This is a genomic window from Paraburkholderia sp. JPY419 (assembly GCF_050435705.1).
GTDB lineage: Bacteria > Pseudomonadota > Gammaproteobacteria > Burkholderiales > Burkholderiaceae > Paraburkholderia > Paraburkholderia youngii.
Map to the genome: position 1 here is coordinate 1,961,052 of NZ_JBNDKV010000002.1, position 12,277 is coordinate 1,973,328.

At 63.7% G+C, this 12,277-nt stretch carries 12 protein-coding genes; 6 read left to right on the forward strand and 6 right to left on the reverse strand.

The window, feature by feature from the left end; translation table 11 throughout:
* Positions 1 to 105: 105 nt before the first annotated feature.
* Positions 106 to 1,218 (forward strand): NADH:flavin oxidoreductase/NADH oxidase, encoded by a 1,113-nt coding sequence (locus QFZ91_RS15070; RefSeq protein WP_368598818.1) that lies wholly within the window; start codon positions 106 to 108, stop codon positions 1,216 to 1,218.
* A 212-nt stretch (positions 1,219 to 1,430) separates the two neighbouring features.
* Positions 1,431 to 1,964: an SET domain-containing protein gene (locus tag QFZ91_RS15075; RefSeq protein ID WP_429567687.1), complete on the forward strand. Its 534-nt coding sequence runs from the start codon at positions 1,431 to 1,433 to the stop codon at positions 1,962 to 1,964.
* Positions 1,965 to 2,047: 83 nt separating this feature from the next.
* On the opposite strand, the gene QFZ91_RS15080 is transcribed toward QFZ91_RS15075, so the two are convergent.
* Positions 2,048 to 3,562: a sensor histidine kinase gene (locus QFZ91_RS15080; protein ID WP_429567688.1), complete on the reverse strand. Its 1,515-nt coding sequence runs from the start codon at positions 3,560 to 3,562 to the stop codon at positions 2,048 to 2,050.
* A 167-nt stretch (positions 3,563 to 3,729) separates the two neighbouring features.
* Positions 3,730 to 4,416, reverse strand: a complete 687-nt coding sequence (locus tag QFZ91_RS15085; protein WP_013090980.1) for a response regulator — start codon at positions 4,414 to 4,416, stop codon at positions 3,730 to 3,732.
* Between the two features lie 149 nt (positions 4,417 to 4,565).
* Between QFZ91_RS15085 and QFZ91_RS15090 the strand changes: the two genes are divergently transcribed.
* On the forward strand, positions 4,566 to 4,790 hold the full coding sequence (locus QFZ91_RS15090; protein ID WP_176109909.1) for a DUF3717 domain-containing protein: 225 nt from the start codon (positions 4,566 to 4,568) through the stop codon (positions 4,788 to 4,790).
* Positions 4,791 to 4,894: 104 nt separating this feature from the next.
* On the opposite strand, the gene QFZ91_RS15095 is transcribed toward QFZ91_RS15090, so the two are convergent.
* A complete protein-coding gene (locus QFZ91_RS15095; protein ID WP_368598814.1) occupies positions 4,895 to 5,209 on the reverse strand; it encodes a 4a-hydroxytetrahydrobiopterin dehydratase in 315 nt (104 codons plus the stop codon).
* 92 nt (positions 5,210 to 5,301) lie between these two features.
* Complete coding sequence (phhA, locus tag QFZ91_RS15100) at positions 5,302 to 6,192, reverse strand: phenylalanine 4-monooxygenase (RefSeq protein WP_429567689.1); 891 nt, start codon at positions 6,190 to 6,192, stop codon at positions 5,302 to 5,304.
* A gap of 147 nt (positions 6,193 to 6,339) precedes the next feature.
* Between phhA and QFZ91_RS15105 the strand changes: the two genes are divergently transcribed.
* Complete coding sequence (locus tag QFZ91_RS15105) at positions 6,340 to 6,831, forward strand: Lrp/AsnC family transcriptional regulator (RefSeq protein ID WP_013090976.1); 492 nt, start codon at positions 6,340 to 6,342, stop codon at positions 6,829 to 6,831.
* 87 nt (positions 6,832 to 6,918) lie between these two features.
* Here QFZ91_RS15105 and QFZ91_RS15110 read toward each other — a convergent pair whose 3' ends face one another.
* Positions 6,919 to 7,455, reverse strand: a complete 537-nt coding sequence (locus QFZ91_RS15110; protein WP_176125366.1) for a class IV adenylate cyclase — start codon at positions 7,453 to 7,455, stop codon at positions 6,919 to 6,921.
* A gap of 239 nt (positions 7,456 to 7,694) precedes the next feature.
* Entirely contained in the window at positions 7,695 to 8,594 is a 900-nt protein-coding gene (locus QFZ91_RS15115; protein ID WP_008917942.1) for a LysR family transcriptional regulator, read from the reverse strand.
* Between the two features lie 147 nt (positions 8,595 to 8,741).
* Between QFZ91_RS15115 and QFZ91_RS15120 the strand changes: the two genes are divergently transcribed.
* Both QFZ91_RS15120 and QFZ91_RS15125 read left to right on the forward strand, forming a co-directional pair.
* Positions 8,742 to 10,295, forward strand: coding sequence for a CoA-acylating methylmalonate-semialdehyde dehydrogenase (locus QFZ91_RS15120; protein WP_429567690.1), 1,554 nt, complete (start codon positions 8,742 to 8,744; stop codon positions 10,293 to 10,295).
* A 139-nt stretch (positions 10,296 to 10,434) separates the two neighbouring features.
* Positions 10,435 to 12,150 (forward strand): GMC family oxidoreductase, encoded by a 1,716-nt coding sequence (locus QFZ91_RS15125; RefSeq protein WP_429567691.1) that lies wholly within the window; start codon positions 10,435 to 10,437, stop codon positions 12,148 to 12,150.
* The last annotated feature ends 127 nt before the right edge of the window (positions 12,151 to 12,277 follow it).

Consider the following 12,277-nt stretch of genomic DNA (forward strand, 5'->3'; position numbering starts at 1 on the left):
CTGGCCGAATGGCGACGTAAGTGGCCAGCGAGGTGCCCCCTTTCTGCAGCAAACCGCGTGCGGTGCTATGCTCGATCGCTCTCGGGCTTTCACTGGACGTAATCCATGAGCGCGCTTTTTTCTCCGCTCACGCTGCGTAGCGTGACGCTTCCCAACCGTATCGTCGTCTCCCCGATGTGCCAGTACTCCGCCGAGCGCGGCGAAGCGACCGCATGGCACATGATTCACCTCGGCGGGCTCGCGCTGTCCGGCGCGGGCATGCTGTGCATCGAAGCGACCGCCGTCGAACCGGATGGCCGGATCACCCCCGGCGATCTCGGTTTGTGGGACGACGCGACCGAAGAGGCGCTCGTGCCGGTGCTGGCCGCGATCCGCAAGCATTCGCACATCAACGTGACAATGCAACTGGCGCACGCGGGCCGCAAGGCATCGAGCCATGTGCCGTGGGAAGGCGGCCAGCTGATTCCGGTGTCGCAAGGTGGGTGGCTGCCGCATGCGCCGTCGGCGCTGCCGCACAAGCCAGGCGAGGAGCCGCCGCTTGCGCTCGATGTCGCCGGCCTGCACCGGATTCGCGAGGCGTTCGCCGCGTCCGCGCGCCGCGCCGCGCGTCTTGGCATCGATGCGCTCGAAATGCATGCCGCGCATGGCTATCTGCTGCATCAGTTTCTGTCACCGATCGCGAATCAGCGCACCGACGACTATGGCGGCTCGCTGGAAAACCGCATGCGTTTCCCGCTCGAAATCTTCGACATCGTGCGGGCCGCATTCCCTGCCGACAAACCGGTCGGCGTGCGCGTGTCGGCGACCGACTGGGTCGAAGGCGGCTGGACGTTGGAAGACACGATCGCGTTTGCGCACGAGCTGGAAAGGCGCGGCTGCGACTGGATCGACGTGTCGTCGGGCGGCGTGTCGCCGCTGCAGAAAATTCCGCTCGAGCCGGGATATCAGATTCCATTCGCGAAGGCGGTCAAGCACGCAACCAGTCTCGCGACGATCGGAGTCGGGCTCATCACCGATCCGCTGCACGCCGAGCAGCTGATCGAAGCGGGCGATGCCGACCTGATCGCGCTGGCTCGTGCGCTGCTCTATAACCCGCGCTGGCCGTGGCATGCGGCCGCCAACCTCGGTGCGACCGTCGAAGCGCCGCCGCAGTACTGGCGTTCGCAACCGCGCGACCAGAAAGCGCTGTTCGGCGACATTACGTTCGGTCAACGGTGACGCTCGTCGCACGTTGAACACACGCATCGGCTGACGGTTGAAGGAAGCCGTCGACAGCGTGTAGGATGCCGGTTGTGGCGCGATGCGCGTCGCAAGTCGACGCGGCGCTCGCAGGGCGCCGCGTTTGCTATTCGCGTCAGAAAAAGCCGCGCGCGAGACGCGCCTGACGATTGCCAGACTTGATCCCCCAGTTCTTCACAAGGATTCATTCAATGAATTCACGCAGGATCGCCGTGCGCCGTTCGGGTGTGCACGGCAAAGGCGTGTTTGCTCTCGAACCGATCGCGGCGGGCGAACGACTGATCGAATACAAGGGCGAGCGGATTACCTGGAAAGAAGCGTTGCGCCGTCATCCGCATAATCCGGCTGAACCGAATCACACGTTTTATTTCGCGCTGGATAACGGCAAGGTTATCGACGGCAAGGTGAATGGCAATAGCGCGCGCTGGATCAATCATTCATGCGCGCCGAACTGCGAAGCCGAGGAAATCGACGGACACGTATACGTGCATGCGCTGCGCGATATCGCGGAGGGCGAGGAAATCTTTTACGACTACGGCCTCGTGATCGACGCGCGGCAGACGAAGAAGCTGAAAAAGGAATACGAATGCCGTTGCGGCGCGCGCAAGTGCCGCGGCACGATGCTGGCGCCGCCGCAAAAGGGCAAGAGCGGCAGCAAGTCGGGTAAAGTTGCCGACAAGGACCAGAAGTCCAGCAAATCGGCGAAGAAATCGAAGAAGAAATGAGCCACGGGCCGGCGCGCGGCGTTAGCTGTCTGCGCTGATCGAGGCGCCAAGGCGAATGCCGCCGGGGCAGCCCGGCAAACCTTCTACAAATCGACCGGCGCCGAGTGCGCCGGTTTTTTCGTGGCGCGTCGCTCGTTGGCATCGCTGGCGGTGGCAGCGTCTGCCGACGCACTGGGCGGCAGCAACGGAATCCTCACGATAAAGCGTGCGCCACCCTCCGGCGCGTCCTCGTAATGCACGCTGCCGTGATGCAGCACCATGATGTCGTGGACGATCGCAAGGCCCAGACCCGCGCCGCTTTCGACGCCCGCCTCGGTCTGCCCGTCGCCGCGGAAGAACCGCTTGAACAGATCCGCCTGCTGCGAACGCGGCACGCCCGGCCCGTTGTCTTCGACGACGATCTCGGCCATGCGCAGATCGTCGATCAGGGTTTGCGAAACCGTCACCGTGATGCGTCCGCCGTCGGCCCGCGAAGGCGGCACATACTTCAGCGCGTTATCGAGCAGATTCGCGATCACTTCGCGCAGCAGTACCGGGTTGCCGCGCGCCATCAACGGGTCGTCGTTCGACGGATCGTCGAGGCGCTGGAAGCCGAGGTCCACGTGTACCGCTAGCGCGCGCGGCACCCATTCGGCGCCCGTGTCGAAGGCGAGCGCGGCCATGTCGACATTGACGAAGCGGGCCGCCTGTTCGCCAGGCTCGGCGCGCGCGAGCGACAGCAATTGATTCGACAACCGCACCGCGCGATCGGCCGCGGCGCGCAATTCACGCACGGCGGCTAGCGTCTGCTGCGGATCGCGCGCGACCACCGCCTGCTCCGCATGCAGCTTAACCGCGGTTAGCGGCGTGCGCAGCTGATGCGCGGCATCGGCGATGAATTTACGTTGCGCATCGAGGGCGGCTTTCAGACGATCGAGCAGCGCGTTCAGCGCGCCCGTCAGCGGACGGATCTCGACCGGCACATAGGTTTCGTCGACCGGCTCGAGCGACGTGTGCGTTTGCCGGTTCAGCGAATCGGCGAGCGCGGTCAGCGGATTGAGCTGCTGATTGACGACGCGCCACACGATCACCCAGCCGGCGAGCAGCAGCAGCAGCAATGGCATCATGATCGCGATCAGGAACTCCGCAGCGATGCGGTAACGGTGATGCACGGGCTGCCCGACTTCGACGACGATCGGATTGCCGCCCGGCTGATCGACGCGCACCTGAGCGACCCGCACGGTCACGCCTTCGTGCTGCGTCTCGAATACGTACGCGTAATGCATGCGGCGCACGTTGGTGCCTTGCAGCGGCAGATTATGGTCGCCGGCGATTTCGCTGTCGCCGGTGCTGATCCGGTAGACCAGATGTTCGACCGGGTCGGAGAACATCGCTTGCGCGAGCGGCGGCACCGTGATCGGCGCTTCCGGTCCGGCAATCTGGATCTGTTTGGAAATAGCGGTCGCGAGGTCCGCGAGCGAACGGTCGACCACGTGCTGCGTGTACTGCCAGGCGAGCCAGTAGGCAATCAGGCCGCTCATCAGCGCGAGCAGCGACAGAGGAGCAGCGAGGCGCCGCAGCAGCGTGCGGCGCAGACTATTGGCGGCCGGCTGGTGCATGATCTTAGGCGCGGGAAAGTTGTGACTGCGGTGGAAACTGCGGTAGCAACGGCGCGGAGCGCCTTGAGACAGCCCGGTGTCCGGCACGACGCGCAGCGGGCACAGCCGATGCGCGGCGCCGGTCCGGCGCCGTCAGGCCGCGACGCAATGCGCGGCCTTCACGACGATCATGCGGCCTGGCGGATTTCCTGCAACAGATAGCCAAAGCCACGCACGGTGACGATTTCGACACGGCAGTTCTCGAGCTTCTTGCGCACACGGTGCACGTAGACTTCGATCGCGGTATCGCCGAGATCGCCGCCGAAGTGCGTCAGGTGATCCTGCAATTGCGCCTTGCTGACGACGCGGCCGTGACGCAGCAGCAGCATTTCGAGCACTGCGAATTCGCGCGGCGACAGTTCGAGCGGTTTGTCGTCGTTGAAGATGCGGCGGTCGACGCCCGACAGCCGCACGCCACCCAGTGACACTTCCGGACGCGGCATGTCACCGTGCGGACCGCTGCGGCGCATCACCGCGCGAATGCGCGCTTCCAGCTCGGCCGGCTCGAACGGCTTCAGCATGTAGTCGTCCGCGCCGGAGTTCAGGCCTTGCACGCGGTCGTTCAATTCGTCGCGCGCGGTCAGGATGATCACCGGCGTGTGACGGTTGCTCTGGCGGAAACGCGACAGTAGCGTCATGCCGTCGATACCCGGCAGACCCAGATCGAGGATCACGAGTTCGTGGCGGTTTTGGGTGAGGGCCTGTTCGGCAAAGATGCCGTCATGGACCATGTCGACGGTGAAGCCGGCTTGTTCGAGACTGCTTTGGATGCCGCGTGCGATGGGGCGGTCATCTTCGATCAGAAGGAGTCGCATGGATTTCGCTCAAGTACAATGGGTTTAGGCGTTTTGGCAAGCGGTTCGCCGGGGCGCCTGCAACACAGCCAGCGTGCGACGCGGCGGCAGCGGCCCCACGAAGCAGCTGTCGAGCCGACTCGAAGCGCCGTGCCAGTCATCACGAAGTCATGTCCGAGATCAGCATTCACGAACTGGAAGCCGCGATCAACTTCTGGCGCGCCCGCTCACCTTCGAGCGGCGACGAACACGTTCTGTGCAAGGAGGCAAGCGCACTATCCAAGCCGTATGCGCTGCTGATTGTACAGCGTCAGAAGTCGCTATCACTCGATCGTTTTGACCCGATTGCAAGGCAGGCCTGGGAAGCTTACGTTCAACTTAAGGATAGCCTGTAGAACTGAAGGTTTGCCCAGGGTATTGCCTGCATTGTCCTTTCATTGTGGACCGATTACGCGGCAAGTTGTATATAAACACGCATAAGGGCCCGTAACTATTTGTATTAGGTAGTAACACTGTCGATGAATGTCGCAAGCGCGATGTCGCGTTCGGTCACGCCGTTCGCTTCATGGGTGGACAGCGTGATATCGACCTTGTTGTACACGTTGAACCACTCCGGATGATGATCCATTTCCTGCGCCTTGATCGCCACGCGCGTCATGAAGCCGAACGCCTCGTTGAAGTCGGCGAATTCGAAGCTGCGGCGAATCGCGTCACGCTCCGCCACGCTTTCCCAGCGATGCAGTTTCCCCAGTTGCTGGGTGCGCTCGTCGGAAGTCAGTTTCTGAATCATGGAGTCACCTCGTTGGTCGAACACGCTCGCCGGCAGGCGGGCGAAACCGGTATTTTTTCACGATTGCGCAACGCTCGCCGTGCGCCGGGCCGGGTGGGTCTAAGGCGGCTTGGCGTTTAAACGTCGCCGCTGGTTTGCCATCCCTCGCGGGTTCCGCGCGAGATCACGCGGTCGCCGTGGAGCACGTCGCCCGCTGCGTAGGCCGGTGCATTGGCAAGCTTCGCCATCAGCGGCGCGAAGTCCGTTTGTGCGACGCGGAACAGTTGCGCGAAGTCATCGATGACGAAGTAGGTTTGCTGGAACGTATCGATGCGGTAACGCGTGCGCATCACACGTTCCAGCGCGAAGCCTAGCCGGTTCGGCGCAGCGCTTTGCTGGCTGTATACCGTCTCGGCCTTGCTCGAGACGATGCCGGACCCGTAGATCTTCACGCCGTTCGGACTCGCGGCATCGCGGATCAGCCCAAACTCCACTGTGTACCAATAGAGCCGCGCGAGCAGCGGCAGCGCGCCCGCTTCATTGGCGGCGAGCGCGGCGCGGCCGTACGCGTGCATGTAGTCGGCAAACACCGGGTTGATCAATAGCGGCACATGGCCGAACAGATCGTGAAAGCAGTCGGGCTCCCGCAGGTAGTCGAGCTGGTCGATTCGGCGCATCCACCACGTAACCGGAAAGCGGCGATTCGCCAGATGCTCGAAGAACACCTGGTCCGGCACGAGGCCAGGCACGGCGACGATGCGCCAGCCGGTTGAGGGCGTCAGCTTCGCGTTGACGTCGTCGAAAGACGGCACGCGCTCCGACGGCAGGCCGATACGCTCGACGCCCGCGAGGAATTCATCGCACGCACGGCCTTCGAGCAAGGCCGTTTGGCGCGCGTACAGCTGTTGCCAGACCGCATGCTCAACCGTGCCGTAGCGTTCGAGCGGCTGGTCGATCGTAAAGTCGGCGCGGGCCTCGAGACCGGCGTCGAACTGTTCTTTGAGTTTGGCGGTGCTGGCGGCGGACATGGCGAAGCTTTAATAGGGGAAATCGCAGGAAATCGGTACATGCGAGTGTAGAGCGGGGTACACGCGGATGGGGCGCAAGTCAGGCGTGAAAATCAACAGATATGCGATAATCGTGCGTTAACAGGCCAATTTATGCGGGACATCACCATGCTTGAACTCGACCACTTCGATCTCGCGCTGCTCGACGTGCTGCAGCGCTTTGGCCGCGCCACGCATCAGCAGTTGGCCGAGCAGGTGCCGCTGTCGCCGTCGCAGATCGGGCGACGGCTGCAGCGGCTGGAACAGGTCGGCGTGGTGGATGGCTATCGGGTCGTGCTGCGGCCGGAAAAGCTCGGCCTCGGCGTCACCGCTTTCACGAGCTTGAAGCTGAAGCATCACGGCGATTCGATCATCGAGCAGTTTCAGCAGCAGATCGACGTGCTGCCAGAAGTACTGGAGTGTCACGCGGTCGTCGGCGATGCCGACTACCTGCTGCGCATCGTCGCGCCGGATCTGAATTATCTGTCGACCTTCGTGATGAAGAAGCTGATGCGCGTGCCGGGTGTCGATAGCGTGCGCTCGAATATCGTGCTGACCACGTTCAAGCGCAATGGGCCGTTGCCGCTCGGGCATCTTGCGCCGGGGGCTGCGCCGGTCTGAAGGTTTTAGGCCGTTGCCGGCGGTTGTCGACAAGCCGGCAGAGGGAGCCGCGCGCGTGCCGCCGCGGCCCCCGCAGTGACGCGATCCTTATGCCGCTCGCTTCGGCTCGTCGTCCGCATTCAGCAGATCGACATACGCGACCGGCACCAGATCCGCCTGGGATACGCCGAGACTCTTGAACAGCGCTTCCGCTTCGGCGTGGCCGCCTTCTTCGTCGTCGTCCTGCGCGAGCACCACTTCGAGTTCGACGAAATCGCCGAGACCGTCGACGCGATCCAGATGAATCCGCGTGCGCCCGCTCAGATACACGTGCCGCTCTTTCGAGACGATGCCGCGCGTGGTCAGCGCGGTCGCGAGCAGCGCATGCATCGCTTCGGGATTCGTGACCGGACTGCGCGTGTAGTACGACGCCTTCGGGCCGTCGCGGTCGTCGCGCTGGTAGAAGATCAGTTCGGCCGGCGTGCCGTCGTCGAACTGGCGCAGCTTCAGGCGGCCGCGCGGCACGTCGTAGAAAAAGTCCTGCTGGCGAAAGATCAGCGGCGCGTCCGTCGCGAGCTGCGCGGCGCGCTCGCGCAGTTGGTCGAAATGCTGGGCGCGGGCTTTGATTTCGATGTTGCGTGCCATGTGGGCTCCTGTGGATGGGCGGAGTGATCGACGGCTTCCGGGGCCGCTGGTGGTGCCGGGAAGAAGCCGCCTGGAAGGACGAGGTCGGGCGGAACGGAAAGCGCTACGAGGGCGCTGCGCGAGCGCAAACCGACAATCTAGCAAAAACTTCGTGACGGAATGCTTTCAGCCCGGGCGGCAGGTGGGACGAGTGCGGGCATTAGCGAGACTCATATCGCAGCGCGTCAGACCGTCCTCGCTCAAATCGCCCACTGCTGTTCGATCAGCTTCAAGGCGGCCGCGATCGCCGGCTCGTCTTTGCGCTCGTCGAGCGTGATGAAGCTTAACTGCGTCGGCACGGTGATGCCATCGACGATCGTCAGCGCGTGCGCATGCGCCTCGGCGATTGCGGTCGCGTCGCGCGCAAGCGTGAGACCGACGCCCGACTTGACCAGATCGAGCATCGACGGCTCCTGGTCCACCTCGGCCACCTTGACCGGTTTCACACCCGCCTCGCCGAAACAGCGCGACAGCAGCCGGTTGTGCGCGGACGCCGGCGGTGTCCAGATCCACGGCAGCGCCGCGAGCGAGCGCCAGTCCCGCGCACCCTTCACGCGATCTTTCCAGCCCGCCGGCGCGAGCACGCGATACTGGAAATGCGTGAGCGTGACCGCGTGGAACGTGGCGCCGTCGCGGGTATCGTCGTCGGAAGGCAGGCCGATGTAATAGCCGACGTCGAGCTCGCCCGCCCGAATCTGCTCGCGCACCCAGCCCGACATGCCGTGGCGCAGCGCGGTTTCGATCTGCGGCCAGGTCTCGACGAGTTGCTTCAGGAAGCCGCCCAGGCGCAAAAACTCGGGGTCGAGAATGGTGCCGATGCGCAGACGCCCGCGCACTTCCTGACGGAGCGTCTGCGCGGCGCGCTGTACGTCGGCTGCCGCGCCGAGCGCGCGTTCGGCGTGCGGCAGCAGCGCCTGGCCGTCGCGCGTCAGCGCGAGCCCGTGCGAAGTCCGCGTGAACAGCGTGACGCCGAGCGTTTCCTGCAAGTGCTTGATTTGCAGGCTGACGGCGGGTTGGGTCAGATGCAGTTGCACCGCGGCGCGCGTAAGGTTGCCCTCGCGTGCGACGGTGACGAAAGCCCTAAGCAGAGTCAGATCCATATCCTGATATTAGCGCGGCTTATAGCGCAGTTGAGCATTACTCATTGGATTTGTCGCTCATAGACGCCGTACGCTGAGCGTTGAGCAATGCTTCGGCGCGCGGTGTCGAGCGCGAAGCGGGAGATTTCACAGCAAAAGAGGAACGAGATGAGCGAGACATATTCCGACGCAACCGCGCAGCACGACGCCGCACGCAGCGCGGCGAGCGCACGTGCGCTGAGCCATTTCATCAACGGCAAGACCATCGAAGGCACGAGCGGGCGCTTCGGCGACGTGTTCAATCCGGCGCTCGGCAGCGTCAGCGCGCGCGTGCCGCTCGCGAGCGTCGCCGAGGTGGACGCTGCTGTTGCCGCGGCCAAAGCCGCGTTTCCCGCGTGGAGCGAAACCGCGCCGATCAAGCGCGCGCGGGTGCTGTTCAAGTTCAAGGAACTGCTTGACCGCCATCACGACGAACTCGCGGAGCTGATCACGCGCGAGCACGGCAAGGTGTTTTCCGACGCCAAGGGCGAAGTGATGCGCGGCATCGAAATCGTCGAATTCGCGTGCGGTATCCCGAACCTGCTGAAGACCGATTTCACCGATCAGATCGGCGGCGGCATTGACAACTGGAATCTGCGCCAGCCGCTCGGCGTGGTCGCCGGCATCACGCCGTTTAATTTCCCGATGATGGTGCCGTGCTGGATGTTCCCGGTCGCGCTCGCGTGCGGCAACACCTTCGTGTTGAAGCCGTCCGAACGCGATCCGTCCGCATCGATCCGGCTCGCCGAACTGCTGAAGGAAGCGGGCCTGCCAGACGGCGTGTTCAACGTCGTGCACGGCGACAAGGTCGCAGTGGATGCACTGCTCGTGCATCCCGAAGTGAGCGCGCTGTCGTTCGTCGGCTCGACGCCGATCGCCGAATACATCTACACGGAAGGCACGAAGCACGGCAAGCGGGTGCAGGCGTTGGGCGGGGCGAAGAATCATCTCGTGGTGATGCCCGACGCCGATCTCGACCAGGCCGTCGATGCACTGATCGGCGCCGCCTACGGTTCGGCCGGCGAGCGCTGCATGGCGATTTCGGTGGCGGTCGCGGTGGGGCATATCGCCGATGACCTGATCGAGCGTCTGACGCCGCGCGTGAAGAGCCTGAAGATCCTCAACGGCATGGAAGCGGCGGCCGAGATGGGGCCGCTCGTCACCGGCGCGCATCGGGACAAGGTGGTCGGCTATATCGACGCTGGCGTCGCCGCGGGCGCGAAGCTCGTCGTCGATGGACGCGCTCATCAGGTCGTGGGGCACGAGAAGGGCTTTTTCCTCGGCGGGACGCTGTTCGACGAAGTGTCGCCCGACATGAAGATCTACCGCGAAGAAATCTTCGGACCGGTGCTGTGCGTCGTGCGCGTGCCCGACTTTGCCTCGGCGGTCGAGCTGATCAATGCGAATCAGTTTGCGAACGGCGTGTCGCTATTTACGTCCGACGGCGGCATTGCGCGCGCGTTTTCCCGGCAGATCGAGATCGGCATGGTCGGCATCAACGTGCCGATTCCGGTGCCGATGGCCTGGCATTCGTTCGGCGGCTGGAAGAAGTCGCTGTTCGGCGATCATCACGCGTACGGCGAGGAAGGCGTGCGGTTCTATACGCGCTACAAGAGCATCATGCAGCGCTGGCCCGACAGCATTGCGAAGGGCGCAGAGTTCACGATGCCGGTCGCCAAATAAGCTGGCGGCTTTGCGCCGCATAAAGTCGGCGAACGCGCGAGCAAAAGAGTAAAAGCGAATAAAAGCGCGTCGCGGCGCAAGCGTGGAAGCGATCGAGCTTCCACGCCTGCGCTGCAAAAAATGCTTAGGAGACTGAACGATGGGTCATACCGACAGTACGCCTCGCGCCGTACGGCGGCTCGAAGGCGAGTTCGACTACATCATTGTCGGCGCGGGCACCGCGGGCTGCGTGCTGGCGAACCGGCTCACCGAAGATCCCGAGATCCGCGTGCTGCTGCTAGAAGCTGGCGGGAAAGACGACTATCACTGGATTCATGTGCCGGTCGGCTATCTGTATTGCATCGGCAATCCGCGCACGGACTGGCTGTACAAGACTCAGGCAGAGCCGGGTCTGAACGGCCGCACGCTGTCGTATCCACGCGGGCGTGTGCTCGGCGGCAGTTCGTCGATCAACGGCATGATCTATATGCGCGGTCAGCGTGAGGACTACGACGAGTGGGCGCGTGTGACCAACGACAGCACGTGGTCATGGAACGCGGTGCTGCCGGTCTTCAGGCGCAGCGAGGATCACCACGGCGGCGCCAACGAAGCGCACGGCGCGGGCGGACCCTGGCGCGTCGAGAAGCAGCGCCTTAAATGGAAGATTCTGGAAGAGTTCGCGCAAGCCGCGCAGCAAACCGGCATTCCCGCCACCGACGATTTCAATCGCGGCGACAACACCGGCGTCGGCTACTTCGACGTCAACCAGAAGCGCGGCATTCGCTGGAATGCGTCGAAGGCGTTTTTGCGGCCCGCGTTGAAGCGGGAGAACCTCACAGTTATTACTGGTGCCCACACGCAGCGTGTCGTGTTCGACGGCCGCCGCTGCACCGGAGTCGAATATCGTGGCGCCGAGGTCGACTATGTCGCCAAAGCGCGTTGTGAAGTGATACTTTCCGCCGGCGCGGTCAACTCGCCGCAACTGCTCGAATTGTCCGGCGTCGGCAATGGTGCACGTCTGCAGAATCTCGGCATCGAGATCGTTCAGGATCTGCGCGGCGTCGGCGAGAATCTGCAGGACCATCTGCAACTGCGCATGGCGTTTCAGGTGCAGGGCGTGCGCACGTTGAATACGATGTCCGCGCACTGGTGGGGCAAGCTGATGATCGGCATGCAGTACGCGTTGTTTCAGAGCGGACCGATGTCGATGTCGCCGTCGCAACTCGGCGCGTTCGCGAAGTCCGATGCCGACGATCGCTCGCTGACCCGACCCGATCTCGAGTATCACGTGCAGCCTTTGTCGCTCGACCGCTTCGGCGAACCGCTGCATCGCTTCAATGCGTTCACGGCGTCGGTGTGTCAGCTGCGCCCGTCGTCGCGCGGCAGCATTCATATTGCGTCGGCCGATGCGTCCGCACCACCATTGATCGCTCCAAATTATCTGTCGACCGGGTACGACCGCCACGTCGCAGCAAACGCGCTACGTCTGACGCGCCGCATCGTCGCGGCGCCCGCGCTCGCGCGCTATCAGCCGCGGGAGATTCTGCCGGGCCTGCAGTATCAAAGTGAAGAAGAATTGCAGCAGGCCGCGGGCGCGGTCGGCACGACGATCTTCCATCCCGTCGGCACCTGCCGCATGGGCACGACCGACGATCCCGGCGCGGTCGTCGACAACCGGCTACGGGTTATCGGAGTGGAAGGCTTGCGTGTCGTCGATGCATCGGTGATGCCCAACATCACGTCGGGCAACACCAATTCGCCGACGCTGATGATCGCCGAACGCGCGAGCGACATGATCCGCGAGGATCGTCGCGCGCGCGTGAGCGGCAGCATCGCAGCGCAAATGGGTGTGGCTGCGTCGATGTCATCTGTGTGACAGGCAACGTGCGATGGAAACTGAGCGGATCGGTCATGATTTCCGCCGCGTTCGTGAAGCGTGCTAACCGCATGTCACGCACGCACGCCGCAGGCCTCGTCCACTAAGTGCAAATCCCAATGAATGC

What these genes read in the sequence shown, in the direction of transcription:
- QFZ91_RS15090 (WP_176109909.1), top strand. Translation starts at nt 4,566, where the DNA reads ATGTCCGAGATCAGCATTCACGAACTGGAAGCCGCGATCAACTTCTGG.
- QFZ91_RS15115 (WP_008917942.1), bottom strand. Translation starts at nt 8,594, where the DNA reads ATGGATCTGACTCTGCTTAGGGCTTTCGTCACCGTCGCACGCGAGGGC.
- phhA (WP_429567689.1), bottom strand. Translation starts at nt 6,192, where the DNA reads ATGTCCGCCGCCAGCACCGCCAAACTCAAAGAACAGTTCGACGCCGGT.
- QFZ91_RS15080 (WP_429567688.1), bottom strand. Translation starts at nt 3,562, where the DNA reads ATGCACCAGCCGGCCGCCAATAGTCTGCGCCGCACGCTGCTGCGGCGC.
- QFZ91_RS15110 (WP_176125366.1), bottom strand. Translation starts at nt 7,455, where the DNA reads ATGGCACGCAACATCGAAATCAAAGCCCGCGCCCAGCATTTCGACCAA.
- QFZ91_RS15085 (WP_013090980.1), bottom strand. Translation starts at nt 4,416, where the DNA reads ATGCGACTCCTTCTGATCGAAGATGACCGCCCCATCGCACGCGGCATC.
- QFZ91_RS15120 (WP_429567690.1), top strand. Translation starts at nt 8,742, where the DNA reads ATGAGCGAGACATATTCCGACGCAACCGCGCAGCACGACGCCGCACGC.
- QFZ91_RS15125 (WP_429567691.1), top strand. Translation starts at nt 10,435, where the DNA reads ATGGGTCATACCGACAGTACGCCTCGCGCCGTACGGCGGCTCGAAGGC.
- QFZ91_RS15075 (WP_429567687.1), top strand. Translation starts at nt 1,431, where the DNA reads ATGAATTCACGCAGGATCGCCGTGCGCCGTTCGGGTGTGCACGGCAAA.
- QFZ91_RS15070 (WP_368598818.1), top strand. Translation starts at nt 106, where the DNA reads ATGAGCGCGCTTTTTTCTCCGCTCACGCTGCGTAGCGTGACGCTTCCC.
- QFZ91_RS15105 (WP_013090976.1), top strand. Translation starts at nt 6,340, where the DNA reads ATGCTTGAACTCGACCACTTCGATCTCGCGCTGCTCGACGTGCTGCAG.